This is a genomic window from Fulvimonas yonginensis, from assembly GCF_037137055.1.
GTDB classification, from domain to species: domain Bacteria; phylum Pseudomonadota; class Gammaproteobacteria; order Xanthomonadales; family Rhodanobacteraceae; genus Frateuria_A; species Frateuria_A yonginensis.
In genome coordinates this window covers 77556-104284 of record NZ_JBBBNY010000001.1, presented here as the reverse complement: position 1 = coordinate 104284, position 26729 = coordinate 77556, and the positions used below count along the sequence as shown (strand labels likewise).

Here is a 26729-nt window from a genome sequence, read left to right as displayed (position 1 = left end):
TTCGACGCCCGGATTTATCCACAACCGGCCCACAACCGGCCAGTCGACTTGGACACAAGCGACCGTTCTAGCAACCCTTTGAATCCAATGGATAATTCATCAAAAAGAAGTTATCCACGGCGCCTACAGCAACCACCACACTTCTTTTAAAAACAGAACAGCAGCTAGGGGAAGCCCACACCATGCAATTCAGCATCCAACGAGAAGCGTTGCTCAAGCCGCTGCAGCAGGTGGTGGGCGTGGTCGAACGCCGCCAGACCCTGCCTGTGCTGGCGAACTTGCTGGTGCGGGTGGCGGAGGGCCGCCTTTCGCTGACCGGCACCGACCTGGAAGTGGAGATGGTCGCCACCACCGCGGTCGAGCAGGCCGGCGAGGGGGAGATCACCATCCCGGCACGCAAGCTGTTCGACATCGTGCGCGCGCTGCCGGACGGCGTGCGCATCGACCTTCGGCTCAACAGCGACCGCGTGGCGCTCAGCGCCGGCCGCAGCCGCTTCACCCTGGCGACGCTGCCCGCCAGCGAGTTCCCCACGATCGACGAGATCGAGCTGGTGGAGCGGGTCAGTCTGCCGGAAGAAGTGCTGCGCGATCTGATGGAGCGCACCGCCTTCGCCATGGCCAACCAGGACGTGCGCTACTACCTGAACGGCATGCTGCTGGACCTGCAGGAGCACACGCTGCGCTGCGTGGCCACCGACGGCCACCGGCTCGCGCTCAAGGAAACCCAGCTGGAAAGCAAGGTGGCCGCGCGGCGGCAGATCATCATCCCGCGCAAGGGCGTCAATGAGCTGGTCGGTCTGTTCGAGACCGGCGACGGCCAGGTCGAGCTGGAATTCGGCCGCAACCACCTGCGCGTGCGCCGGGGCGACGTGGTGTTCACTTCCAAGCTGATCGACGGGCGCTTCCCCGACTACGAGGCCGTGATCCCGCTCGGCGCCGACAAGCGCGCCACGCTGGATCGCGAGGTGCTGCGCGGCGCGCTGCAGCGCGCGGCCATCCTGTCCAACGAGAAATACCGCGGCGTGAAGCTGGAGCTTTCGCCCGGCAAGCTGCGCATCGTGGCGCACAATCCGGAACAGGAAGAGGCGGTGGAAGAAGTCGAGGCCGATACCGTGGTCTCCGATCTGGCGGTCGGTTTCAACGTGGGATACCTGCTCGATGCGCTGTCCGCACTGCGTGGCGAACGCGCTCGGCTGAACCTGCGCGATGCGCAGTCCAGCTGCCTGGTGCAGGAGGACGACAACGACCAGTCGCGCCACGTGATCATGCCCTTGCGGCTGTGACCGCATGAACCGCGGACGACCTGCCGTCGCCCCCGAACGCCGGAGCCGTCGCGAGACGCTCCGGCGTTGTTCGTTGGAGAGGCACGGATGAGGTTCGAGCGCCTGCGGATCCAGGGGCTGCGTTGCCTTGCCGATGTGTCGATCGAGCTGGGGCAGGGCATCCACGTGTTCGTCGGCCCCAACGGTGCCGGCAAGACCAGCGTGTTGGAGGCGACCTATCTGCTGTCCCATGGACGCTCGTTCCGCAGCGGAGCACGCGAAGCGCTGGTGCAGCGCGGTCGCCCGGCCGTGTCGGTCTACGCCGAACTGCATGGCGAAGGCGACCATGTGCACCGGCTTGGCCTGGGGCGGGCGGGGGCGCGCTGGGAGGCTCGGCTCGACGGGACGGACGTGGCGCTGGGCCAACTGGTGCAGGCATGCGCCGTCGTCTGCTTCGAACCCGGGTCCCATGCGCTGATCGCCGGTGCCGCCGAGGAGCGGCGGCGCTTCCTCGACTGGGGCGTGTTCCACGTGGAACACGGGTTTCTGGGCGTGTGGCGTCGCTACCAGCGGGCCCTCAAGCAACGCAATGCGCTTCTGCGCACCGGCTCCCCGGGACCGGATGAGCTTTATGCACCGTGGGAGCGCGAGCTGGGCGAGGCCGCAGCGATCATCGATGCCTTTCGTCAGCGCTACCTCGATCAACTGGGCCCGCAGATCGCGGCGGCGGCGGCGGCACTGCTGCCGGAGCTCGGTCCGGTCACGTTGCGTTACCGCCGTGGCTGGACCGACGCGGCCTCCCTGGTCGAGGTATTGGCGCAGCAACGGGGCAGGGATCTCGCGCGAGGCCACACCACGGCGGGAGCGCACCGCGCCGACTGGTCGCTGGCCTTCGAGCAGGCGCCCTTGCGGGAGCATCTCTCGCGCGGGCAGGAAAAGCTGACGGCGCTGGGTTGCCTGCTCGCTCAGGCGGAACTGCATGCGCAGCGTCGCGGGGAGTGGCCGGTCGTGTGCCTGGACGACCTGGCGTCGGAGCTCGATCTGGCTCACCAGGAGGCGGTGGTGGAACGCCTGGCGGCCGTGGGGGCGCAGGTACTGATGACGGGCACCGAGATGCCCCGACCGTTGCAGGCGCGCCCGCGCCGTATGTTCCACGTGGAACAGGGGCAAATCCGCCCTCTGCTATAATGGCCTGATGGCTTTTCCCGTGCCGGCCTTCGCCGGCCATACGGGGCGGCGCCGCAACGGGCAGGGCATGAACGCATCCTACGATTCGAGCAACATCAAGGTTCTGAAGGGCCTGGAAGCGGTGCGCAAGCGCCCGGGCATGTACATCGGCGACACGGATGACGGCACCGGCCTGCACCACATGGTGTTCGAGGTCGTCGACAATTCGATCGACGAAGCCCTGGCCGGCTACTGCGACCATGTCACCGTCACCATCCACGAGGACGGGTCGGTCGGGGTCAGCGACAACGGCCGCGGCATCCCGGTGGACATCCACCCGGAGGAGGGCCGCTCCACTGCCGAGGTGGTGATGACGGTGCTGCACGCCGGCGGCAAGTTCGATGCCAACTCCTACAAGGTGTCCGGCGGCCTGCATGGCGTGGGTGTGTCGGTGGTCAATGCGCTGTCCTCGCACCTGTGGCTGACCATCCACCGCGAAGGCAAGGAATACCAGCAGGAATACGCCCTGGGCGAGCCGCTCTACCCGCTGAAGGAGGTGGGCGAGTCGAATCGCCGCGGCACCACCGTGCGCTTCCTGCCCAGCCCCGAGACCTTCTCGAACACCGAGTTCCACTACGACGTGCTGGCCAAGCGCCTGCGCGAGCTGGCGTTCCTCAATTCCGGCGTCACCATCGACCTCAAGGACGAGCGCGGCGAGGGCCGCCACGACACCTTCGCCTACGAGGGCGGCATCCGCTCCTTCGTGCAGCACCTGGCGCAGCTCAAGACCGCGCTGCACCCCAACGTGATCAGCCTCACCGCCGAGCAGGACGGCATCACGGTGGAACTGGCGATGCAGTGGACCGACTCCTATCAGGAGACGATGTTCTGCTTCACCAACAACATCCCGCAGCGCGATGGCGGTACCCATCTCACCGGTTTCCGTGCCGCGCTCACCCGTTCGCTGCAGAACTACATCGAGAAGGAAGGCCTGGCCAGGAACGCCAAGGTCGCGCTCTCCGGCGACGACATGCGCGAAGGCCTGATCGCCGTGCTCTCGGTGAAGGTGCCCGATCCGAAGTTCTCCTCGCAGACCAAGGACAAGCTCGTCTCGTCCGAGGTCAAGACGGTGGTCGAGCAGGTGGTCAACGAGAAGCTCGGCGAGTTCCTGCTGGAGCATCCGAACGAGGCCCGCACGATCGCGTCCAAGGTGGTCGACGCCGCGCGTGCCCGTGAGGCCGCGCGCAAGGCGCGCGAGATGACCCGCCGCAAGGGTGCGCTGGACATCGCGGGTCTGCCGGGCAAGCTCGCCGACTGCCAGGAGAAGGACCCGGCACTGTGTGAGCTGTTCCTGGTCGAGGGCGATTCCGCCGGCGGCTCGGCCAAGCAGGGCCGCAACCGCAAGACCCAGGCGGTGCTGCCGCTCAAGGGCAAGATCCTCAACGTCGAGAAGGCACGCTTCGACAAGATGCTGTCCTCGGCCGAGGTCGGCACCCTGATCACGGCGCTGGGCACCGGCATCGGCAAGGAGGAGTACAACCCGGACAAGCTGCGCTATCACCGCATCGTCATCATGACCGACGCCGACGTGGACGGCTCGCACATCCGCACCCTGCTGCTCACCTTCTTCTACCGCCAGATGCCCGAGCTGATCGAGCGCGGGCACGTCTACATCGGCCTGCCGCCGCTGTACAAGGTCAAGCAGGGCAAGCAGGAGCTGTACCTGAAGGACGATGCGGCGCTCAACGCCTACCTGATCTCCAGCGCGGTCGACGGCGCGGCGCTGGAATACGGGCCGGAGGCGCCGGCGGTCACCGGTGAGGCGCTGGAGAAGCTGCTGCGCGACTACCAGAACGCGCTCGACCAGATCGAGCGGCTGGGCCATCGCTTCGACGCCAACGTGTTTACCGCGATGCTGGAGCACGCGCCGATCGACGCCGCGCTGTGGGCCGACCCGGCCGCGATGCAGGCCTGGCTGGACACGCTCGCCGGACGCCTGGCCGCCAGCGGCCTGGGCAAGCCGCGCTACCGGCTCGCCCTGCGTGCCGCGCACGAGCAGCAGCCGGTGGCCATCGAAGTGGTGCGTGACCAGCACGGTCTGTCGCACACCTGGCTGCTGCCGCAGCCGTTCTTCGCCGGTGCCGAGTTCCGCCCGATCCTGCTTGCCAGCCAGCAGCTGGCCGGATTGATCCAGCCGGGCGCGGTGGTGCGCCGGGGCAATGCCTCGCGCGGCGTCACCGGTTTCGCCGAGGCGCGCAGCTGGCTGCTGGAGGAGGCCAAGAAGGGCCGCAGCATCCAGCGCTTCAAGGGCCTGGGCGAAATGAACCCGGAGCAGCTGTGGGAAACCACGGTCAACCCGGAAACCCGCCGCATGCTGCAGGTCGGCATCGAGGACGCCTTCGCTGCCGACCAGATGTTCTCGATGCTGATGGGCGAGGCGGTGGAGCCGCGCCGCGATTTCATCGAGGCCAACGCGCTCAAGGTGGCGAACCTGGACATCTGACCGCGCCGCGCTGCCCCGCCCGGGGCGGCGGCCCGGCCCTTTGCCGCAGCGTGTGCTAGCGCGCTAATACGATCGCACAGGGATCGGAACGGCGTGTTCGAGCTCGCGTTTGCTAGCCATGACATGGATTTGCCGAAAAATTTGCAAGGCCCGTGGCAACGTCCATGCAAGCCCTTGATTTCACAAAGGCTTCCATGCGGCAGTGCGACTTGTTATCGCCTGCCTGCTCGGGTTACGCTCAGCGATCCCCCGCACTGCTTGTGCGAAAAACCTTACAAGAGGACTGCCATGAAGCATGCTCCCTTCCTCAAGCTGCTGGGCGGCGCGGCCTTGGCGCTCGCCCTGGTGAGCGGCCCGGCGATCGCCCGCGACCGGCATGGCGACAAGGAGACCAAGCAGGCGCTCTATCCCAACGCCACCCGCAAGGAACCCAAGCTGGATCTCACCAGCGAGCGTGAGCAGAAGAAGCTCAACGACGGCCTCGATGCCGTCAACGCGGGTGACAAGGACAAGGCGATGCAGCTGCTGCAGCCGATCGTCGACGACAAGGACAGCAGCAAGTACGCGCAGTCGCTGGCGCTGCAGGGCATCGCCAACCTCAAGTACAACGACGGCGACGTCAAGGGCGCGATCGACGCGCTGAAGCGTTCGCTCGATATCGGCGTGCTGCCGAACGACACCTACTTCCAGCTGGAGTACGAGCTGGCGCAGTTCTACCTTGCCGACGAGCAGTACCAGCAGGCGATCGACACCATCGAGAAGTGGCGCGCCGAGGGTCGCAAGGAAACCGCCGAATCGTATGCGCTGGAAGGCAACGCCTACTACCGGCTCGAGAAGTACCCGGAGGCCATCGCCGCCATCAAGAAGGCGCAGTCGCTGACGGACAAGCCGCAGGCGTCGTGGAACCAGATCCTGATGGCCAGCTACGCCGAGTCGGGCCAGACCGACCAGGCCGCGCAGCTGGCGCAGCAGCAGCTTGCCGCCAACCCGAACGACACCACCGCGCTCACCAATGCGGTGGCGGTGCTGATGCAGGCGCAGAAGTACCCGCAGGCGATCGACCTGATGGAGAAATCGCGCGCCGCCGGCAACTTCAAGACCGAGAAGGACTACGTCAACCTGGCCAAGCTCTACCTGATCACCGGCCAGGACAGCGACGACCCCAAGCCGAACGCGACCAAGGCGGTCGGCGTGCTGGACGAGGGCATGTCCAAGGGCGTGGTGCCAGCCAGCTACGACAACCTCAAGCTGATGGGCGATGCGGCCTACATCGCGGGCAACGAGGACAAGGCGATCGCCAGCTACAGGAAGGCCATCCCCAACGCGAAGGACGGCGAGGCGGCCGTGCGCGCGGGCCAGCTGCTGATCAGCCAGCAGAAGTACGGCGAGGCCAAGACGCTGATCCAGCAGGGCATCGACAAGGGCGTGCAGCATCGCGGCACCGCCTACATGCTGCTGGCGGAAGCCGAGCGCGGCCTGAAGAACAAGGCGGGCGCCATCGCGGCCATGAAGAAGGCCGCGCAGGATCCCGAGACCTCGGCCAAGGCCAAGGCCTGGCTGAAGCAGGCAGGAGCCGGCAAGTAAGCCCTGGCGCGCAGGCACCCGCGAGGCCGGATGGACGTCCATTTGATGGCCTCACGGGTGCTATACAAACGTCATGGCCTGTTGTACCGTTGAGAACCCTTCCACGCGCATGTCCAGTGGCAAATGTCACCCTTCCGGGAGAGATTTGCCGCCTGATGCTGCGACCACGTCTTCCCGATTGACTAGCTCCAAGAAAGTGACAGATGGCCTCGAGTAACGAAGAAACCGGCCGCGCGCCGTTCAGTTGGAGGCGCACCTGGGCGTTGGCTGTCGCCATCGCGTTGCACTCGTTTGCGTTCCTGTTGCTGGTGGCGCCGACCGCGCCGCCCAAGCAGGCGGAAAAGCAGAAGGAGCGCATCGTCCAGGTGAACTTCATCGAACCGCCGCCGCCACCGCCGCCGCCGCCGCCGCCGCCGCCGGAACCGCCGAAGCAGCCGCCGCCGAAGATCATCCAGCAGGTGACTCCGCCGCCGACTCCGCCGCCGCCAGCGCCGCCGCCGGCCGTCGAGGAACCGTCCACCAACGCGATCCCGGCCCCGCCGCCGGCACCGCCGGCACCCCCGGCGCCGCCGTCGGACATCACGGCCAGCCAGGACATCAGCTACAACAGCCGCATTCAGCCTCGTTACCCGCCGCAGGCGATCCGCCAGCGTCACGAAGGTACGACGACCCTGTTGATCCTGGTCGGCGTGGACGGCACGCCGAAGGACATCAAGGTCGAGACTTCGAGCGGTTATCGCGAGCTGGATCGCGCGGCCATTGAAGCGGCCCGGAAATGGCGCTTCAATCCGGCCATCAAGAACGGGCAGAAAACCGAGGGCTATGTTCGCGTCCCGGTTGCCTGGAGCCTCAACCAGCTGTAAGTCCCCTTACAGTCCACCAGTTCACGCCTGACATCTCTAAAGGTAGCGTCATGATGTTCCAACAAACTCCTGCCCCGGGCGGCACCTCCAACGCCGAAGCCATGAAGTCGATGGGCTTCGACCACCTGATCCACAACTTCGACCCGCTGGGTTGGATTGTGTTCATCACGCTGGTCGTGATGTCCCTCGCCTCCTGGTACTTCATCGTCGCCAACGCGATCCGCAATGCGATGGTGCGTTCGCGCGCCGACAAGGTGATCCAGGGCTTCTGGAATACCCCGTCCACCCAGGACGCCATCCGTGAGCTGGAAGCCCAGCCCAAGGGCGAACCGTTCTCGAAGATCGCACTGGACGCCGCTTCCGCGGTGGCCCACCACCAGCAGGCTTCGGCCGGCGGCGGCCGTCTGGCCGAGTCGCTGAGCCGCTCCGAGTTCATCGACCGCGCCCTGCGCCAGGCGGTGGCCCGCGAGAGCCTGCGTCTGGAAGGTGGCATGACGCTGCTGGCGACGGTCGGCTCGTCCGCGCCGTTCATCGGTCTGCTCGGTACCGTGTGGGGCATCTACCACGCGCTGATCAAGATCTCGGCCTCGGGCAACGCGTCGATGGAAGCGGTTGCCGGTCCGGTGGGTGAGGCGCTGATCATGACCGCGTTCGGTCTGTTCACCGCGATCCCGGCCGTGCTCGCGTACAACTTCTTCAACCGCTCGAACCGCATGACTTACGCGCAGTTCGACGAGTTCGCGCACGACCTGCACGACTTCTTCGCCACCGGTTCGCGTGTCGAAGGCGTGGCGCCGACCCAGAAGTGAGGGCTTGAGCCATGGCGATGAGTACCGGAGGCAATTCCGGCGGGCCGATGTCGGAGATCAACGTCACGCCGCTGGTCGACGTGATGCTGGTGCTGCTGATCATCTTCATGATTACGGCGCCCCTGATGTCGCACCGGATCACGGTGCCCTTGCCGAACGCCAACCCGAAGACGCCTGACACCGAGCACGTCGAGCCGATGGACCTGGCGATCAAGCAGGACGGCAGCATGTACCTGCAGGACAACGAGGTGACCGAGGCGGAGCTGAAGGCTCAGTTCGCGGTTGCGGCGGCGAAGGCCCCGCAGCCGGAGCTGCAGATTCGCGCCGACAAGGACACCGAGTACCGGTACGTCCGCAAGGTCCTCGGCGACGCGAAGGCGGCAGGCATGGTCCATGTCGGTTTCATGACGACCGGCAAGGAGTAAGACGATGGCTTTCAGTTCCGGAAACACCAGCGGCCCGATGGCCGACATCAACGTCACGCCGCTGGTCGACGTGATGTTGGTGCTGCTGATCATCTTCATGATCACGGCGCCGCTGCTCACCCACAAGGTGAAGATCGACCTGCCGCAGCCCAACCCCAACGTGCAGCAGCCGGAGAACCCGCTGGAGCCGATCAATCTCAAGATCGATCGTGCCGGCGCGCTCTACTGGAACGACACGCCGGTGGACGAGCTGGGCATGAAGGCGCAGATGGCGGTGATCGCCCAGCAGACCAACCAGCCGGAAATCCAGATCAATGCGGATGACGGCGTGGCCTACGAGGCGGTCGCGCGCGTGCTGGCCGATGCCAAGAGCTACGGCCTGACCAAGATCGGCTTCACCGAAGGGCAGTGATCTCAGGCGGGATCCACGCTACCGGCAAACCCCCGCGCAAGCGGGGGTTTCGCTTTTTCGCTGCCGGCAAAACGCATCCACTTCCGTATCAGCCCGGGGTCAGCGCAGGATCTGCATATACCGGCGCACCGTGGGAGCGAGACCGTCGTACAGCGCCTCGCCGATCAGCGCGTGACCGATCGACACCTCGGCCAGCCCGGGGATGGCGGCCTTGAAGCCGCCGAGGTTGGCCTGGTTGAGATCGTGTCCCGCGTTCACTGCGAGGCCGGCCTGCTGGGCACGCCGCGCGGTGTCGACGCAGGCGGCCAGGGCGTCGCGCGCGTCGCCCTCGGCGAAGGCTTCCGCGTACGGCCCGGTGTAGATCTCGATCCGTTCCACGCCGATCGCCACCGCCTGCTCGAAACCCTGCGCGCCGGCGTCGACGAACAGGCTCACGCGGCAGCCGAGCTCGCGCAGCTCGGCCACCAGCGGGCGCAGCCGCTCGCAGTCCGCGGTCAGGTCGAAACCGTGGTCCGAGGTGATCTGGCCTTCGCTGTCGGGCACCAGCGTGACCTGGGTGGGACGCACCTCGCGAGCCAGCGCGAGCAGGCCCGGGTAGGCGCCGCGGGGCGCCGCGAACGGGTTGCCCTCGATGTTGTACTCGACTCGCCCGCGCAGCAGTGTGGCCAGGACGCGCACGTCGTCCGGCCGCACGTGGCGCAGGTCAGGCCGCGGGTGCACGGTGATGCCACCGCAGCCCGCCTCGATGCAGGTCTGCGCGGCGCGCAGGATGTCCGGTTCGGTGCCGCCGCGCGAGTTGCGCAGCACGGCGATCTTGTTGAGGTTGACGCTGAGCAGGGTCATCGGTCGCAGGCTCGTCGGATGGCAGGCGCGCGGCGGGGCCGCACACAGTGCGCCGTTCAGCCGGCGTCGGCAAGTGTCCAGGCACGCACGCGGCGCGGTTCCCCGCGCCAGGCCAGTGCCCCGACCGCGTCGGCCCCGAGCGCCAGCCGCCGCAACTGCCAGTGCGCCGGTGTCTCGCCGTCGAACCGGCGCAGCCGAGGCGACTCCGGGTCGTCCTCGACGTCGAGCCGATGCAGTCCGAAGGCAAGCCCGCGGCCCAGCGCCTTGAGCACCGCCTCCTTCGCCGTCCACAGCCGCAGGAAGGCCGCTTCGCGGGCCTGCGCGTCGAGTGCGGCGAGCGCCTGCGCCTCGGCGGGCGCGAAGAAGCGCCGGGCGATCTCCAGCGCCCGCGGACGCGGGCGCACCCGCTCCACGTCGATGCCCGGCTCGATGCCGCGCGCCAGCGCCACCACCGCCAGCGGTCCGCTGTGTGACCAGTTGAAGCGTAGCGACGCCGGCGGCGACAACGCCGGTCGGCCGTGGCTGCCCGCCGTCAGCCGCAGCCGTGCGGGCGGCATGCCGAGATAGGCGCCCAGCAGCGCGAGCAGCGGCGCGCGTCCCTGCCACGGATCGTACGGCAGGCGCCAGACGTGCACCTCGTCATCGCCCAGTTGCTCTGCTACTTTCGCGGGAAGGCCGGCGTCCATCGCCGCATGGTGCCGGGCCGGCGCTGCGCGGCACAAGCGCCGGCGCCGCAGCGCATCGACCGCAAGAGGCAAACGTGATCGCCGGCTGGCTGCTGCTCGTTTCGCTGGTCTACGTGGGCCTGCTGTTCCTGGTGGCCTACGTCGGCGACCGGCGCCCGCTGTATCCGCATCAGCCGCGCCTGCGGCCGGCCGTGTACAGCCTGGCGCTGGCGGTGTACTGCTCCTCCTGGACCTTCTACGGCGCGGTCGGCACCGCGGCGCGCGACGGGTTGGGCTACCTGCCGATCTACCTGGGCCCGATCCTGCTGTTCGTGTTCGGCTTCGGATTGCTGCGGCGCCTGGTGGAGATCGCGCGCCAGCGCAGCATCACCTCGATCGCGGACTTCGTCGGCGCCCGCTTCGGCAAGTCGCACGGCCTCGCGGCGCTGGTGGCGGTGATCGCGGTGGTCGCCGTGGTGCCCTACATCGCCCTGCAGCTCAAGGCGGTGGCGATGTCCTTCGGCGTGCTGGGCGGCACCGGCGGTGCCGGTTCGCTGGCCTCGGACAGCGCCCTGTGGTGCGCTGCGCTGCTGGCCGCGTTCGCGATCCTGTTCGGCACGCGCAGCATCGACGCCACCGAGCACCACCACGGTCTGATGCTGGCGATCGCGCTCGAATCGCTGATCAAGCTGCTGGCGTTCGTCGCGCTGGCCGTCTACGCGTGGTGGCACGGCCCGGGCCTGGCCGCCACACTGCAGTTGCCCGCCCGCCACCTCACGCAGGGCGTCTCGCCCGGATTCCTGGCGCAGACGCTGCTCGCCTTCTGCGCGATGTTCTGCCTGCCGCGCCAGTTCCAGATCGGCGTAGTGGAGTGCGAGGACCCGCGCGACCTCGGCAAGGCGCGCTGGGTGTTGCCGCTGTACATGGCGGTGATCAGCCTGGGCGTGCTGCCGATCCTCGCCACCGGCATGCGGCTGCCGCAGGTGGCCGGTGGTGCCGCCGATGCCTGGCTGCTGAACCTGCCGCTGGTGCTGGGCGACCGCGGCATGGCGGTGCTCGCCTTCATCGGCGGCTTCTCCGCAGCCACCGGCATGGTGGTGGTCACCGCCGTCGCGCTGGCCACGATGATCAGCAACGACCTGGTGATGCCGGCCCTGCTGCGGGTCCGGCGCCTGCGCCTGGAACAGCGCAGCGACCTGTCGCGGCTGGTGTTGCGCGTGCGCCGTGTGGCGATCGTGCTGCTGGCGGCGATGGCCTATGCCTACTACCGGGTGGCGGCCGATGCGCAGAACCTCGCCGCCACCGGCCTGCTCGCCTTCGCCGCGGTGGCGCAGTTCGCCCCGGCCATCGTCGCTGCGCTGTACTGGGGTGGCGCGAGCCGCCGCGGCGTCGCCACCGGCCTGGTGGCCGGCTTCCTGGTGTGGAGCTACACGCTGCTGCTGCCGGCCCTGAGCCACAGCGGCCCGTGGCTGGAACAGGGCCCGTGGGGGCTGGCCTGGCTGCGCCCGCAGGCGCTGTTCCATCTGAGCGGCTGGGATCCGGTGATGCACGGCACGTTCTGGTCACTGCTCGCCAACATCGGCTGCCTGGTGTTCGTTTCGCTGCACCGCCGGCCGAGCCTGGAGGAACGCCTGCACGCGGCGCTGTTCGTCGCCCCGTCGATCGACCGCGACGCGGCCAGCGGCAACTGGCGCGGCCGCGTCACGGTGGGCGACCTGCGCACGCTGGCCGAACGGATCGTCGGCGAGCGCAGCGCACGCCGCGCGTTCGATGCCTATGCCCGGCGCCGCGACAGGCCACTGCAGCCGGGCGAGGCCGCCGACCGCGCGCTCATCCAGGCCACCGAGCGCCTGCTCGCCGGCGCGGTGGGCGCGGCCAGCGCGCGACGCATCCTGATGGGGGCGCTGTCCGGCACCGGCCTGGACATCGCCGAGGCGATGGCGCTGATGGACGAGGCCTCGCAGGAGCTGCGCTTCAACCGCGAACTTTTGTCCACCACGCTGGAGAACGTCTCGCAGGGCATCAGCGTGGTCGACGCGCGGATGCGCGTGGTCGCCTGGAACCGGCGCTATCTGGAACTGTTCGGTTACCCCGACGGCATGGTCTACGTGGGCGTGTCGGTGGCCGACCTGATCCGCTGGAACGCCGAGCACGGCGAATGCGGTCCGGGCGAGGTGGACGAGCATGTCGCCAAACGCATCCGGCACCTGCGCGCCGGCACCCCGCACGTGTTCGAGCGCGTGCGCCCGGACGGCACGGTGATCGAGATGCGCGGCCGCGCGCTGCCCGGCGGCGGCTACGTCACCACCTACTCCGATGTCACCGCCTACAAGCGCGCCGAGCAGGCGCTGATCGAGGCCAACGAGACGCTGGAACAGCGCGTGCAGCTGCGTACCGCCGAGCTGTCCGAGGCGCTGGCGGCGACCGCCCGTGCGCAGCGCGTCGCGGAGGCGGCGAACATGTCCAAGACGCGCTTCCTCGCCGCCGCCAGCCACGACCTGCTGCAGCCGCTCAATGCAGCCCGCCTGTTCACCTCGGCGCTGCGCCAGCATCCCACGCTGGACGGCGAGGCGGCGCAACTGGCCGAACGCATCGAGGCCTCGTTCCGCGCCGCGGAAGACCTGCTCGAGGCGCTGCTGGACGTCTCGCGGCTGGACGCCGGCCGCTACCAGCCCGAACCGGCCAGCTTCGCGCTGATGGAGTTATTCGACTCGCTCAAGGCGCAGTTCGCCGTGATCGCCGCCCAGCGCGGGCTGCGCCTGCGCGTGGCGCCAACGCGGCTGGGCGTGCGCAGCGACCCGCAGCTGCTGCGCCGCGTGCTGCAGAACTTCCTCTCCAACGCGCTGCGTTACACCCGCAGCGGCGGCGTGCTGCTCGGCGCCCGCCGCTGCGGCGACACGGTGCGCATCGAAGTGTGGGACACCGGGCCGGGCATCGCCGAGGAACAGCGCGCGCGCATCTTCGGCGAGTTCCAGCAGCTCGATCGGCCTTCGCCCTGGGGCGAACGCGGCCTGGGCCTGGGCCTGTCGATCTGCGACCGCATCGCCGGCATGCTCGGCCATCGCCTGGACCTGCGCTCGCGCGTGGGGCATGGCAGCGGCTTCGCGATCAGCGTGCCGCGCGCCGCCGTGCCGCCGCCGCCGCGGCCCGGATTGCCGCGCAGCGGCGCCGACGAGCGCCTGCCGCTGACCGTGCTGTGCCTGGACAACGACCAGGCCATCCTCGACGGCATGCAGGCCCTGCTGCACCGCTGGGGCGTGGACTGCCGCGTGGCGCTGGATGCGGCGCAGGCGCGCGCCGAACTCGAGCGCGCGCCGGTCGACCTGCTGCTGGCCGACTATCACCTGGCCGACGGCGTCGACGGCCTGCAGGCGCTGGATACCTTGCGCACGGCGCTGGGCCAACTGCCGCCGACCGCCATGATCACCGCCGACGGCAGTACCGAGCTGAAGCAGCGCGCGCGCGCGTCGGGCTATCCGCTGCTGCACAAGCCGGTGCGGCCGGCCGCGCTGCGCGCGCTGCTCACCGCCCTGCTGCGCAACCCGCCGAAGGCGTGAGGCGGGCGCGCTCGAGCGCTCCGGCCGGCTGCCGTGCCGGGTCAGTCGCCCTCGGGCATCGACGGCGGCATGTTGCCCGGCTCGAGCGCGAGCTGGCTGGCGGCGAGCGCCACCTGGGTGCGGTTGTTGACGCCCAGCTTGCGCATGATCGCGGTCATGTGGGCCTTCACGGTCGCTTCGGACACGCCCAGTTCGAAGGCGATCTGCTTGTTGAGCAGGCCGTCGGCGAGCATGGTCAGCACGCGGAACTGCTGCGGCGTGAGCGTGGCCACGCGCGCGGCCACGTCCGCCTCGTGCGCCGCCAGCTCGCCGTGGCCGGCCATCGCCGGCGGCAGCCAGACGTCGCCCTCGAGCACCGCGCGGATCGCCGCCGCAATGCCCTCGGCCGGGGTCGACTTGGGGATGTACGCCGCCGCACCGTGCGCCACCGCGCGACGCGCCACCTGGGCTTCCTCGTGCCCGGACACCACCAGGATCGGCAGGCCCGGGTACTGGCCGCGGATGTGCGCCAGCGCGGAATAGCCGCGTGCGCCGGGCATGTGCAGGTCGAGCAGCAGCAGGTCCGCCTCCGGGTGCCGTTCGATCAGCCCGAGCAGCGCGTGCACGCTGTCGGCGCCGTGCACCCGGGCGTCCGGCAGGGCCTGCAGCACCGCGCGCTCCAGCGCGTCGCGGAACAGCGGATGGTCGTCGGCGATCAGGACATCGGGCATGGGCGCAAGGCGGGGAACGGGGAGCGGGCAACGGGGGACCTTCGGCGGACCGACACGACGAGCCGGTGACGCCGGCTACCGGGCGCGCTCCCGCATGGCGGGCGGCCCGCTGTTGCCCGTGCGTGCTTCCCGGCTCCCCGATTCATTTGACCAGCCGCTCGTCCACCAGCTTCTGCACCACCGAAGGATCGGCCAGCGTGGAGATGTCGCCGAGCTGGTCGGGCTGGTTCTCGCCGATCTTGCGCAGGATGCGGCGCATGATCTTGCCCGAGCGCGTCTTGGGCAGGCCCGGCGCCCACTGGATGTGGTCGGGCGTGGCGATCGGTCCGATCTCCTTGCGCACCCAGGCGACCAGCTCCTTGCGCAGGGCCTCGCTGCCTTCCTCGCCGGCGATCAGGGTGACGTAGGCGTAGATGCCCTGGCCCTTGATCTCGTGCGGGCAGCCGACCACCGCGGCCTCCGCCACCTTCGGATGCGCCACCAGCGCGCTCTCCACCTCGGCGGTGCCGATGCGGTGGCCGGAGACGTTGATGACGTCGTCGACGCGGCCGGTGATCCAGTAGTAGCCATCCTCGTCGCGGCGCGCGCCGTCGCCGGTGAAGTAGTTGCCCGGGTAGGCGCTGAAATAGGTATCGATGAAGCGCTGGTGGTCGCCGTACACCGTGCGCATCTGGCCCGGCCAGGAGTCGGTGATCAGCAGGTTGCCCTCGGCCGGGCCTTCCAGCACCACGCCAGCGGCGTCGACGATGGCTGGCCGGATGCCGAAGAACGGCAGCGTGGCCGAGCCGGGCTTGGCGTCGATCGCGCCGGGCAGCGGGGTGATCAGGATGCCGCCGGTCTCGGTCTGCCACCAGGTGTCCACTACCGGGCAGCGTTCGTCGCCGACCACGCGCCAGTACCACTCCCAGGCTTCCGGGTTGATCGGCTCGCCGACCGTGCCGAGCAGGCGCAGCGAGGCACGCGAGGTGGCCTTCACCGGCCCCTCGCCCTCGCGCATCAGTGCGCGGATCGCGGTAGGCGCGGTGTAGAACAGCGTGACCTGGTGCTTGTCCACCACCTGCCAGAAGCGGCTGCAGCTGGGGTAGTTGGGCACGCCGTCGAACATCACCGTGGTGGCGCCGTTGGCGAGCGGGCCGTAGACCACGTAGCTGTGGCCGGTGACCCAGCCCACGTCCGCGGTGCACCAGTACACGTCGTCCTCGCGCAGGTCGAACACGCATTCGTGCGTGTAGCTGACGTAGGTGAGGTAGCCGCCAGAGGTGTGCAGCACGCCCTTGGGCTTGCCGGTGGAGCCGGAGGTGTACAGGATGAACAGCGGGTGCTCGGCCTCCATCGGTTCGGCCGGGCAGTCGGCGCTCTGGCCGTCCATCAGCACCTGCCAGTAGCGGTCGCGCGGCGACTGCATCGGCACCGCGGCGCCGGTGCGGCGCACCACCACGACGGTTTCCACGCTGCTGGTGCCGGGGCGCTCCAGCGCGGCGTCGACATTGGCCTTGAGCGGGATCTTCCTGCCGCCGCGCACGCCCTCGTCGGCGGTCACCACCAGCTTGCACTGCGAGTCGGCGATGCGCCCGGCCAGCGAGTCCGGCGAGAAGCCGCCGAACACCACCGAGTGGATCGCGCCGATGCGCGCGCAGGCGAGCATCGCCACCGCCGCCTCGGGGATCATCGGCAGGTAGATCGCCACGCGGTCGCCCTTGGCCACGCCCAGGTGCTTGAGGGTGTTGGCGAACTTGCACACTTCCGCGTGCAGCTCGCGGTAGGTGATCCGGCGCGACTCGGCCGGGTCGTCGCCCTCGAAGATGATCGCCGTCTTGTCGCCGCGCTCGGCCAGGTGGCGGTCCATGCAATTGGCCGCGACGTTGAGTTCGCCGTCGGCGTACCAGCGGATGTGCAGGTCCTTCGGATCGAACGAGACGTCCTTGATCTGCGTGGGTGCTCGGGTCCAGTCCAGCCGGCCGGCCACCTTGCCCCAGAAGCCCTCCGGATCGCGCACCGACTCGGCGTAGAGCCGCGCGTAGTCGTCCCTGCCGATGCGCGCCCTGGCGGCGAACGCGGGGTTGACCGGATGGAGCTTGGACATGGAGAGCCTCCTGGCCGAGGGTGGAAGGAAAGAGGGGCCGGACGCGCCGGCAACCGTCCGAGTGTAGCCCCGCGCGCGCGAAGCGGCGGAAGCCCCCGCTTCGACTTTGGTCGAGCCTAGACCAAGGGCGAATAGCCGCGCGCAGCGCAGCATGCCCATGCTCGCCGCACTTCGTGGGGAGAAGCACGCCATGAGATTGCATGCACGCATCCATCGCCGGCCGCTGGCGCTTGCGCTCGCCGTGGCGCTGGGCCTGCCGCTGACCGGCCATGCGCAGGACGCCACGCGCGAGCAGCAGCTCGAGCAGCGCGTGGCCCAGCTCGAACGCGAGCTGGCCGAGCTCAAGGGCATGATCCAGGCGCAGCAGGCGGCCCGACCGTCGCCTGCGCCCGCACCGGCCGCCGCTGCGACCAGCGTCGCCGCCGCGCCGGCCAAGCCGGCCTTCACCACCGCGCCCGGTACCTCGGTGGCGCTGCACGGCTTCATCAGCGCCAGCGCCTTCGCGCAGAACCGCAGCTTCACCTTCGGCAACGGCCAGAATGCCGAGTACCCGGTGCCCGGCTCGAGCGGCCGCCTGACCGGCGTGGACGTGCGCAACACGCGCTTCTGGCTCGACTTCAGCGGCGCCAAGCTCGCCGGTGAATGGAACGGCGGCGGCCGCATCGAGATGGACTTCTTCGGCGGCTTCAACGGCACCGGCCCGTACAGCCAGCAGCAACCGACACCGCGCCTGCGCCAGGCCTACATGGACCTGACCAACCCGGGCACCGGCAGCACCGTGCGCATCGGCCAGCAGTGGGACCTGATGTTCCCGCTCGACAACACGCCGACCTCGCTCTCGCACATCGCCTTCCCGCTGGGCTTCGGCGCCGGCTTCGTCGGCTGGCGCTTCCCCGGCGTGGTGTGGATGCAGGAGCTCAACCACGGCAGCGACGGCCCGAAGTGGCGGCTGGACCTGGGCGCCTTCGAAGGGTCCTGGAGCGGCCCCGGCGACAACGTGAACTACCTCACTGCCGGCAACGCCGGCTTCCGCCCGCAGGTGGAGGCGCGCCTGCGCGTGCAGGACACGACCTGGCTGGCCTACGCGGTGGCGCACTGGGCGCGGGTGGACCTGTCCGGCGTCGACGGCACCACGCCCACGCCGGTGCAGTCCAGCATCACCAGCACCGGCTACGAGGTGGGCGGGCAGTGGAAGCCGGGCCCGTGGATGTTCAAGGGCCTGGTCTACGCCGGCAAGGGCCTGGGGCCGATCTTCGGCGCGTTGGCGCAGTTCGGCGACATCAGCGAACGCGGCGGTTTCGTGCAGGCAGGCTACAGCTTCACGCCGGCGTGGAGCCTCAACGCGTTCTACGGCATCAGCAAGCCGGACCGCGAGGACGTGCTCGCCTGGCTCGGCAACGGCGCCACCGGCCGGCTGCGCAACCGCCAGGCCGCGCTCAGCCTGCAGTACGCCGCCGGCGCCTACGAGCTCGGCATGGAGTGGATGTACGACAAGCTCGACATCACCACCGACGGCACCACCCGCCGCACCACCAGCGGCAACCAGCTCAGCCTGAACGCGCTGTACCACTTCTGACAACGCGCGCGGCCGGCGACGGCCGTGCTTGCGGGGCGTCGCGGCCGCGGCCGCGCGCTCCTATCGCGGCACCCGGGGGCGGGCTGCCGTCTTCGCGGAGGGGAACGACATGGCGACAACCGCAATCGAGGCGCGCGGCGCGGCGCTGGACACGCGCCACCGGCGCGTGATCCTCGCGTCCAGCCTGGGCACCGTGTTCGAGTGGTACGACTTCTACCTGTACGGCTCGCTGGCCGTGCTGATCGGCAAGCAGTTCTTCTCCGGCCTCAACGACGCCAGCCAGCTGGTGTTCGCGCTGCTCGCCTTCGCCGCCGGCTTCGCCGTGCGCCCGTTCGGCGCGCTGGTGTTCGGCCGCCTGGGCGACCTGGTCGGGCGCAAGTACACCTTCCTGATCACCATCGTGATCATGGGCCTGTCCACCTTCCTGGTCGGCGTGCTGCCCGGCTACGGCGCGATCGGCGTGGCGGCGCCGGCGATCCTGATCGCCCTGCGCCTGCTGCAGGGCCTGGCCCTGGGTGGCGAGTACGGCGGCGCGGCGACCTACGTGGCCGAGCACGCGCCCAACGGCAAGCGCGGCCTGTACACCAGCTTCATCCAGATCACCGCCACCTTCGGCCTGTTCCTGTCGCTGCTGGTGATCCTCGGGTGCAAGCTGCTGCTGGGCGAGGCCTTCGACAGCTGGGGCTGGCGCGTGCCGTTCCTGCTCTCGGCGGTGTTGCTGGCGGTGTCGGTGTACATCCGCCTGCAACTGGCCGAGTCGCCGGTGTTCCAGCAGATGAAGGCCGAGGGCAAGCACTCGACGGCGCCGCTGACCGAGTCGTTCCTGCGCTGGCCGAACCTGAAGCGCGTGATCCTGGCGCTGCTCGGCGCCACCGCCGGCCAGGCCGTGGTGTGGTACTGCGGGCAGTTCTATGCGATGTACTTCCTGGGCACCACGCTGAAGATCGATGCCACCACCACCCAATTGCTGATCGCCGGCGCGCTGCTGATCGGCACGCCGTTCTTCGTGGTGTTCGGCTGGCTGTCCGACCGCATCGGGCGCAAGCCGGTGGTGCTGGCCGGCTGCCTGCTGGCGGCGCTGACCTACTTCCCGATCTTCAAGGGGCTCACCCACTTCGGCAATCCGGCAATCGAGGCGGCCAGCGCGAGCGCGCCGGTGCGCGTGCTGGCCGATCCGGCCGACTGCAGCCTGCAGATCGACCTGGTCGGCAAGAAGACCTTTACCCGCTCCTGCGACGTGGCCAAGAGCTTCCTGGCCAAGCGCGGCGTGCCCTACGAGAACGTCGAGGTTGCCCCCGGCACCGTCGCGAGGGTGGCGGTGGGCAGCCAGGAGTTCAGCTCGTTCGACGGCCGCGCGCTGGACAAGGCCGCGTTCGCCGCGCGCAGCGCGGCCTTCGGCGAGCAGGTGGGCGCGGCGCTCGGTGCGGCCGGCTACCCGGCCAAGGCGGACCCGGCACAGTCGAACTACCCGATGCTGCTGGTGCTGCTGGCGATCCTGGTGATCTACGTGACCATGGTCTACGGCCCCATCGCCGCCTGGCTGGTGGAGATGTTCCCCACCCGCATCCGCTACACCTCGATGAGCCTGCCGTACCACATCGGCAACGGCTGGTTCGGTGGCTTCCTGCCCTCGGTGTCGTTCGGCATCGTGGCGGCCACCGGCAACTTCTACGCGGGGCTGTGGTACCCGGTGGTGATCGCGTTGATGACCTGCGTGATCGGACTGGCCTTCCTGCCCGAGACGCGCCACGTGGACCTGCAGGACTGACGCGCGGTCGGCGTCGCGCGGGTTGAGACGACCGGCGGCTATGCTCCGCGCGCATGCCGCCCGTCGATCCCACCGCAGCGTACGCCCGCAAGGGCCGCGGCGCCGCCTCCAATCCGGAGGGGCGCTTCGAGAGCGTGCGCCACCAGGCCGAGGACGACGGCTGGCAGAGCCTGCTGCTGGACGAGGATGCGCCGCGGCCGCGTACCGAGGTCACCGGGGAGCGCGCGCGCAGCGTCATCACGCGCAACGACTCGCCGGACATCGCCTTCGAGCAGGCGCTCAATCCCTACCGCGGCTGCGAGCACGGCTGCATCTACTGCTACGCGCGACCCTCGCACGGCTACCTCAACCTCTCGCCCGGGCTGGACTTCGAGACGCGCCTGCGCGCCAAGACCAACCTGGCCGAGGTGCTGCGCGCCGAGCTCGCCAGGCCGGGCTACCGGCCGAGCCCGATCAACATCGGCAGCAACACCGACCCCTACCAGCCGGTGGAGAAGCGCTGGCGGCTGACGCGCGCGGCGCTGGAGCTGCTTGCCGAGTGCCGTCACCCCTGCACCCTGGTCACCAAGAACGCGCTGGTCGAGCGCGATCTCGACCTGCTCGCGGCGATGGCGCATGAAAACCTCGTGCAGGTGTTCGTCTCGGTCAATTCGCTGGACAACCACCTGGCGGCCAAGCTGGAGCCGCGCGCCAGTGCGCCGCACCGGCGCATCAAGGCGATCGCCGCGCTGGCGGAGGCGGGCGTGCCGGTGGGCGTGCTGGTGGCGCCGATCATCCCGGCGCTCAACGACCACGACATGGAAGCCGTGCTCGAGCAGGCGCATGCCGCCGGCGCGCGCTGCGCCGGCTACACCGTGCTGCGCCTGCCGTACGAACTGAAGACGCTGTTCCGCGAGTGGCTGGCGCTGCATGCGCCGCAGCGCGCCGCGCACGTGATGAGCCTGGTGCAGCAGATGAACGGCGGGCGCGACTACGACAGCGACTTCCGTACCCGCATGCGCGGGCAGGGCGTGTTCGCCCAGCTGCTCCGGCGCCGCTTCGAGGTCGCCTGCCGCAGGCACGGCTACGGCCGCGCGCGCGATCTCCAGCTGGATACCGCGCGCTTCGTGCCGCCACGCAAGTCCTCGCCGCAGGGCGAGTTGTTCTAGCCGCCATCCCCGCGCATGCCGTTTGTAGGAGCGAGCTTGCCCGCGATGCTTTTGGCTTTAACGGGCATCCGAGCCAGAGCATCGCCAGCAAGCTCGCTCTCACATCAGCGTGATGAGCACGCTCAATCCGGTGGCCGGTTGGCCGCCCGCTCCACCTTGCCGTCGCGCCGCAGCGCGCTGACGATGAGGCCCAGGCCCAGCACGCCGGCGGCGATGATGAACAGCGTGGAGAGCACCGGCAGCCCGAACAGCCTGGGCCCGTCCTGCATGCGCGCGGTGAGCGCCGCGCCGATCACCAGCGCGGCCACGATCACGCCGGCGCTGATGCGGTTGGCGATCTTCTGCAGGCTCTCCATCATGTGCGATTCCTCGAGCCCGTCGACGCGGATGCGCAGACGGTTCTCCGCCAGCGTGCGCATGATCGAGGCGACGTGCTGCGGGGTGTGTCGCGCCAGTTCCTGCAGGTCCAGCCATTCGCTGGCGATGTTCGCCGGGGAGAGCGAACCCAGGGCCTGGCGACGCAGCACCTGCTGCAGGTGCTGCTCAACCACGCGCCGGGTGTCGATGGTCGGGTCCAGCGCGCCGGTGACCGCCTCCAGGTTGAGCAGGGTCTTGCCCAGGATGCTCAGTTCCGGCGGCGGGCGCAGGCCGCAGGCGGCGCCCACGCGCGCCAGTTCCAGCACCAGGCGCCCTTCCGAGAACTGCTTGCTGGAGTTGTGCAGGCCCACGTAGCTCGCCACCAGCTGCTCCACCTGGCGGCGATAGAGGGTGTGGCGGAAATCCTCCAGCGGCGTGCCCAGCGACTCGCTGATCTCGCCCACCTGGTCGCCGTTGCCGGAGATGGCGCCCAGCATCAATTTGAGCAGCTGGTGGCGCGTGCGCGGTGCGAGGCGGGCGACCATGCCCAGGTCGAACAAGGCGAGCCGGTTGTCGTCCATCAGCAGTACGTTGCCCGGATGCGGGTCGGCGTGCACCAGGCCGTGCACGAACACCTGGTCCAGGTAGGCCCGCAGCAGTTCGCGCGCCTGTTCGTGCAGCGGATGCTCGATGCGCCGCAGCGGCGGGACGTGGGTGACCTTGATGCCGCGCACGCGCTGCATGGTCAGCACGCGGGTGGTGGTCAGGTCGTCCAGCGGGAGCGGCACGTGCAGGTGGTCGTAGCCGCGCAGGTTCTCGGCGAAGCGGCGCAGGTTCTCCGCCTCCAGCTCGAAGTTGATCTCGCTGGCCAGGCTGTGGCGCAACTCATTGACCAGGCCGGCGAAGCCGTAGCGGCGCCCCACGTCGGTCAGGCGGTCGGCGGCGCCGGCGAGCTTCTCCAGGATCGCCAGGTCCTCGCGCAGGGTCTGCGCGATGTGCGGCCGCTGCACCTTCAGTACCACCTGGCGGCCGTCGCGCAGCATCGCCGCGTGCACCTGCGCCACCGAGCCGGCAGCCAGCGGCTCGTCGTCGAAGTGCGCGAACAGCGTGCCGATGCGCACGCGCAGCTCCGCCTCGACGATCTTGCGGATCTCGGCCACCGGCACCGGCGCCACGTCGTCCTGCATGCGTTCCAGCGCTGCGATGTAGGGCGCCGGGACCATGTCCGGGCGAGTGGAGAGTGCCTGCCCGACCTTGATGAAGGTGGGGCCCAGCGCCTCGAGTTCGTCGACGAACTGCTCCGGCTGGCCCGGCTTGATCGCTTCGCCCTCGTCCGCCAGCGCGGCCTCCTGGATGTCCAGGTCCAGCCCGCTGAACAGCCCCGCCTTGCGATAGCGCAGCAGGAACGCACCGATCCGTGCATAGCGGGACAGACGGGTGGTTTCGTTCACGCCTCGGGGCTCCGCGGGGTTTCCCGCAGCGTGGCCGCAGCGGCGGCAACGGGGCGTCAAGGCGGGTGCCGCGCGCCGCCGCTTCACGCGCTGCTGATGCGGGCACGGGTCTGCTTGGCCGGTCACCTGCGACGGAGACGGCGATGTCCTCGTTCTCGCTCTATCTCATCGGCGTGCTGGTGCTGACCGGCGGCCTGGCCTACGTGGCCTGGCTGCTGCACGCGCCGCTGCAGTGGATCGGCGCAGGCGTGATCGTGGTGTTCGGGCTGGGCATCCTGGGGGCGGTCAAGCACACGCAGCGGCGCGATCCGCCACCGCGTTAGTCGGCACCGCCTGCCGCTTGCGGCTCAGCCGGCAGGCAGGTACGTCTCGAACCACAGCAGGGCGCGCTGCAGCACGTCGCGCTGGTGCGCCGGATCGACGAAGTGATGGCCCTCGTTCGGGTACACCACCAGCGAGGTCGGCACGCCCTGCGCACGCAGCGCGTGCCAGTACTCGAACGACTGCGGCGCCGGGCATTCGGCGTCGCGGTCGCCGACCACCACCAGGGTGGGCGTCCGCACCTTCTTGATGAAGTTGATCGCCGAGCTCCTGGCGTACACCGCCGGGTCGTCGTACACCGAGGCGCCGAAGAACGGGATCATCCACTGGTCGATCAGGTTCTCGCCGTAGTAGCTCTGCCAGTTGGCGATGCCGGCGCCGGCCACCACCGCGTGGAAGCGGTCGGTCCGGGTGGGCACGAACATGCTCATGAAGCCGCCGTAGCTCCAGCCGGTCAGGCCCAGTCGCTGGTCGTCCACGGGCAGTTTCTTTTCGACGGTGTCGATGCCGGCCAGGATGTCGGACAGGTCGCCGTAGCCGAAGTCCTTGCGGTTGGCCTGCACGTAGGCCTCGCCCTGGCCGAAGCTGCCGCGCGGGTTGGGCATGAAGACGAAGTAGCCCAGCGTGGAGAACGGCACGGCGCCGTAGCCCACGCCCGGCCAGCGCGGGATCACCGCGGCGGCGGGGCCGCCGTGCACGCTGACGATCATCGGGTAGCGCCGGGCCGGGTCGTAGTGGACCGGATACAGCAGCCAGCCCTGCACGTGGCGGCCGTCGTGCTCCCACTCCACCGACTCGGCCTTGCCCCAGGCGGGCCCGAGCGCGGCATTGATGGCGGTGACCGCCGGCGGCGCCTGCTCGCCCAGGGCGCCGGCGTGCACCTCCGGTGCGGCCGCGTAGGAGCTTTCCACGAACGCCATGCGCGCATGGTCGGCCGACAGCGAAAGCGCCATCGAGGCGCTGCCGTCGCCGATGCTGGCCGGCAGCGTGAAGCGTACCCGCTGCTGCACGGCACGCCCGGCATCGAGGGCGTAGTCGGCCACCTGGCTGCGGCCGTTGCTGACCTGGCTCACCAGCAGCGCGCGCGGGGAGGTCCAGGCGAACCACGCCGGCGTGACGCGCACGCCGGGCGTGAGGTTGCGTGCCGCGCCGCCGCGGGACGCCACCGCATAGAGATCGCCGCCGGTCGAACCCTGGTCGCTCATCAGGCCGCCGATGAAGGCCACCCGCGCGCCGTCCGGCGACCATCGCGGCAGCGCAATCTGCAGCCGGTACAAGGGGCTGCCGGCGACGGTGGGATCCACCAGCACGCGTGGCGTCGCGCCGGCGCGTGCGTCCTGCGCGTAGAGCTTGGCGATCCACCAGTTGTTGTCGCCCGGGGCAGGCGCCGCCACGTAGGCGAGCTGGTGCGCGTCGGGCGACCAGCTGAACTCGTAGACGTAGCGGTCGGCCGGCGTGAGCTGGCTGACCGCGCCGCCGGTGGCGGGCACCGTGGCCACGCGCTGGATCTCCAGGCCGTCCACGCCGATCTCGCCGGATGCCGGCTTGGCGGCGGCCACGGCGCTGGCGCGTCGGGTCGCGCCCTCGACGTAGAGGAAGGCCAGCGTGCGGCCGTCGGCGGACCAGGCCGGCGCGTGCGCATAGCCATGCAGGTCGGCCAGCCGCTGCGGGGCCGCCGGGGCGGTCGTATCGGCCAGGTAGAGGTCCATCTCGCCCGGCTGGTCGCCGCAGTCGGAGAGGAAGGCGAGGTGGCGCGAATCGGGCGCCCAGGCGATCTCGCCCTGCTTGCAGGCGCCGGGCTTGCCGCCGGTCGCCAGCGGGTGCGCCTCGCTGCCGTCGGCACGGGCGATCTCGATCGCGGCCTTGCCGTGGGTGTCCACCACCCAGGCCAGCCGCTGGCCATCCGGCGAGAGCTGTACGGCGTGGATCGAACGGACCTTGCCCAACTGGTCGAGCAGATTGCCGATGCGCGGATCGACCTCGGACGGCGCGGCGGAGGCCAGCGGCGCGAAGGCCAGGGTGAGCAGTGGCAGGAGGCGCAGGGAAGGGGACATGGAAGCCTCGCGAAGCGAAAGCACCCACGCTAGCAGCGCGCAGGCGGCCGCTCCAGTGCGGCCAGTCACATGCTTGCCGTTACCCGGAGAGCGCGCTTGCTCGCGATGATTTTCTCGGGTGCGAAAGTCCACCAGGAGCATCGCGAGCAAGCGCGCTCCTACAGGGACAGGTACGAGCACGGGGCGGCTCAGTGCGAGGCGACGGCCGCCGGCGCCGCTTGCGCGGCCGCCAGGCGCGCGCGGATCAGCGGAACGGCCGCCAGCGCGGCCCTCTCGCCTTCCAGGATGGCGCGGTCCTTCTGCGCGAAATCGGCCGCGCCGAGGGCGTCCACCTGCGGCCGGATCACCACATCGGCACGGGCCAGCTCCTGCGCGCCCAGGTGCTGGCCCATGATCACCACCGAGCGGCCCAGGATGCCGAGCATGTCGGTGGGCAGGCGGCCGTCGCTGCGTGTCGAGATGTCCACCGCAATCACGACGTCGGCACCGAGCTGGCGCGCCGCATCCACCGGCACCGGGCTGACCACGCCGCCGTCGACGTAGCGCCGCCCGCCGATCGCCGCAGGCTCGAACACGCCGGGCACGCTGCAGGAGGCGCGTACCGCCAGGCCGGTGTCGCCGTGCGTGAACACGACGCGCTGGCCGCTGGCCAGGTCCGTGGCGACCGCGGCGAAGGGACGCTTCAGCCGCTCGATCGGACGCCCCTGCACGAGGCCGTCGACGTAGTCCTGCAGCTTCCGCCCCTGCACCAGGCCGCCGCCGAACAGGTGCACGTCGCGCAGCGCGTCCTCGTCCAGTGCGAGCGCCGCCTGCTGCAGGGCGAAGGCGTCCATGCCGCCGGCGTACAGCGCGCCCACCACGCTGCCGGCGCTGGTGCCGGCGACCACGTCGACGTGGATGCCGCTGGCTTCCAGCATCTTGATCACGCCGATGTGGGCGAAGCCCTTGGCCGCGCCGCCACCCAGCGCCAGGCCGATCACCGGCTTGCGCGGCGGCGGCGGCACGGTCGGCGCCGGCCTGCGCCAGGGCGCGCAGCCGGCCAGGGCCAGCGTGAGCAGGAGCAGCAGGGAGCGGGTGCGCGGAGCCATCGGCGTCGATCGGGAAACTGGGCGCGAGCTTGCGGCAGAGCGAGGGCGAAACCGTGGCGGCGCGCGGCCAGCGTCCGGGCGCC

General features: G+C 69.8%; 20 protein-coding genes. 13 read left to right on the top strand and 7 right to left on the bottom strand.

Translation table 11 applies throughout. The annotated features are described in order from the left end of the window. The first annotated feature begins 182 nt into the window (after nt 1-182). The 8 genes from dnaN to WAT24_RS00435 all read left to right on the top strand — a co-directional run bounded on the left by dnaN (nt 183) and on the right by WAT24_RS00435 (nt 9025). Nucleotides 183-1283: a DNA polymerase III subunit beta gene (gene dnaN, locus WAT24_RS00470; protein ID WP_336805844.1), complete on the top strand. Its 1101-nt coding sequence runs from the start codon at nt 183-185 to the stop codon at nt 1281-1283. An 87-nt stretch (nt 1284-1370) separates the two neighbouring features. Then, a complete protein-coding gene (gene recF / locus WAT24_RS00465; RefSeq protein WP_336805843.1) occupies nt 1371-2450 on the top strand; it encodes a DNA replication/repair protein RecF in 1080 nt (359 codons plus the stop codon). Nucleotides 2451-2517: 67 nt separating this feature from the next. Next, complete coding sequence (gyrB, locus tag WAT24_RS00460) at nt 2518-4932, top strand: DNA topoisomerase (ATP-hydrolyzing) subunit B (RefSeq protein WP_336805842.1); 2415 nt, start codon at nt 2518-2520, stop codon at nt 4930-4932. A 288-nt stretch (nt 4933-5220) separates the two neighbouring features. Further along, entirely contained in the window at nt 5221-6516 is a 1296-nt protein-coding gene (locus WAT24_RS00455) for a tetratricopeptide repeat protein (protein WP_336805841.1), read from the top strand. 203 nt (nt 6517-6719) lie between these two features. Continuing rightward, nucleotides 6720-7379 carry an energy transducer TonB gene (locus tag WAT24_RS00450; RefSeq protein WP_336805840.1) on the top strand — a complete coding sequence of 220 codons (660 nt, stop codon included), beginning with the start codon at nt 6720-6722 and terminating at the stop codon, nt 7377-7379. A gap of 53 nt (nt 7380-7432) precedes the next feature. Next, the gene (locus tag WAT24_RS00445) at nt 7433-8188 is read left to right on the top strand and encodes a MotA/TolQ/ExbB proton channel family protein (RefSeq protein WP_336806357.1); all 756 of its coding nucleotides are present in this window, start codon (nt 7433-7435) and stop codon (nt 8186-8188) included. Nucleotides 8189-8199: 11 nt separating this feature from the next. Further along, nucleotides 8200-8613, top strand: a complete 414-nt coding sequence (locus WAT24_RS00440; protein WP_336805839.1) for an ExbD/TolR family protein — start codon at nt 8200-8202, stop codon at nt 8611-8613. Between the two features lie 4 nt (nt 8614-8617). Next, on the top strand, nt 8618-9025 hold the full coding sequence (locus WAT24_RS00435) for an ExbD/TolR family protein (RefSeq protein ID WP_336805838.1): 408 nt from the start codon (nt 8618-8620) through the stop codon (nt 9023-9025). A 99-nt stretch (nt 9026-9124) separates the two neighbouring features. Here WAT24_RS00435 and WAT24_RS00430 read toward each other — a convergent pair whose 3' ends face one another. Both WAT24_RS00430 and WAT24_RS00425 read right to left on the bottom strand, forming a co-directional pair. Beyond that, nucleotides 9125-9868: a pyridoxine 5'-phosphate synthase gene (locus tag WAT24_RS00430; protein WP_336805837.1), complete on the bottom strand. Its 744-nt coding sequence runs from the start codon at nt 9866-9868 to the stop codon at nt 9125-9127. Between the two features lie 56 nt (nt 9869-9924). Next, on the bottom strand, nt 9925-10554 hold the full coding sequence (locus WAT24_RS00425; protein ID WP_336805836.1) for a 4'-phosphopantetheinyl transferase family protein: 630 nt from the start codon (nt 10552-10554) through the stop codon (nt 9925-9927). Nucleotides 10555-10628: 74 nt separating this feature from the next. Here WAT24_RS00425 and WAT24_RS00420 point away from each other — a divergent pair, with 74 nt between their 5' ends. After that, nucleotides 10629-14090, top strand: coding sequence for a hybrid sensor histidine kinase/response regulator (locus tag WAT24_RS00420; RefSeq protein ID WP_336805835.1), 3462 nt, complete (start codon nt 10629-10631; stop codon nt 14088-14090). 41 nt (nt 14091-14131) lie between these two features. Here the strand turns inward: WAT24_RS00420 and WAT24_RS00415 are convergent, their stop codons facing one another. Beyond that, complete coding sequence (locus WAT24_RS00415; RefSeq protein WP_336805834.1) at nt 14132-14800, bottom strand: response regulator transcription factor; 669 nt, start codon at nt 14798-14800, stop codon at nt 14132-14134. Between the two features lie 142 nt (nt 14801-14942). Next, the gene (gene acs / locus WAT24_RS00410) at nt 14943-16883 is read right to left on the bottom strand and encodes an acetate--CoA ligase (RefSeq protein WP_336805833.1); all 1941 of its coding nucleotides are present in this window, start codon (nt 16881-16883) and stop codon (nt 14943-14945) included. 190 nt (nt 16884-17073) lie between these two features. Between acs and WAT24_RS00405 the strand changes: the two genes are divergently transcribed. The 3 genes from WAT24_RS00405 (at nt 17074) to WAT24_RS00395 (ending at nt 21375) form a co-directional block, all read left to right on the top strand. Next, nucleotides 17074-18459 carry a hypothetical protein gene (locus tag WAT24_RS00405; RefSeq protein ID WP_336805832.1) on the top strand — a complete coding sequence of 462 codons (1386 nt, stop codon included), beginning with the start codon at nt 17074-17076 and terminating at the stop codon, nt 18457-18459. A 109-nt stretch (nt 18460-18568) separates the two neighbouring features. Further along, nucleotides 18569-20227 carry an MFS transporter gene (locus WAT24_RS00400; protein ID WP_336805831.1) on the top strand — a complete coding sequence of 553 codons (1659 nt, stop codon included), beginning with the start codon at nt 18569-18571 and terminating at the stop codon, nt 20225-20227. Between the two features lie 53 nt (nt 20228-20280). Continuing rightward, on the top strand, nt 20281-21375 hold the full coding sequence (locus WAT24_RS00395) for a PA0069 family radical SAM protein (protein WP_336805830.1): 1095 nt from the start codon (nt 20281-20283) through the stop codon (nt 21373-21375). Between the two features lie 122 nt (nt 21376-21497). Here the strand turns inward: WAT24_RS00395 and WAT24_RS00390 are convergent, their stop codons facing one another. After that, a complete protein-coding gene (locus WAT24_RS00390) occupies nt 21498-23183 on the bottom strand; it encodes an ABC1 kinase family protein (protein WP_336805829.1) in 1686 nt (561 codons plus the stop codon). A 143-nt stretch (nt 23184-23326) separates the two neighbouring features. Here WAT24_RS00390 and WAT24_RS00385 point away from each other — a divergent pair, with 143 nt between their 5' ends. Then, on the top strand, nt 23327-23506 hold the full coding sequence (locus WAT24_RS00385; RefSeq protein WP_336805828.1) for a hypothetical protein: 180 nt from the start codon (nt 23327-23329) through the stop codon (nt 23504-23506). Between the two features lie 24 nt (nt 23507-23530). Here WAT24_RS00385 and WAT24_RS00380 read toward each other — a convergent pair whose 3' ends face one another. Together WAT24_RS00380 and WAT24_RS00375 are read right to left on the bottom strand one after the other, a co-directional pair. After that, entirely contained in the window at nt 23531-25558 is a 2028-nt protein-coding gene (locus WAT24_RS00380; RefSeq protein WP_336805827.1) for a S9 family peptidase, read from the bottom strand. A 188-nt stretch (nt 25559-25746) separates the two neighbouring features. Beyond that, entirely contained in the window at nt 25747-26646 is a 900-nt protein-coding gene (locus tag WAT24_RS00375; protein ID WP_336805826.1) for a patatin-like phospholipase family protein, read from the bottom strand. Between the last annotated feature and the right edge of the window lie 83 nt (nt 26647-26729).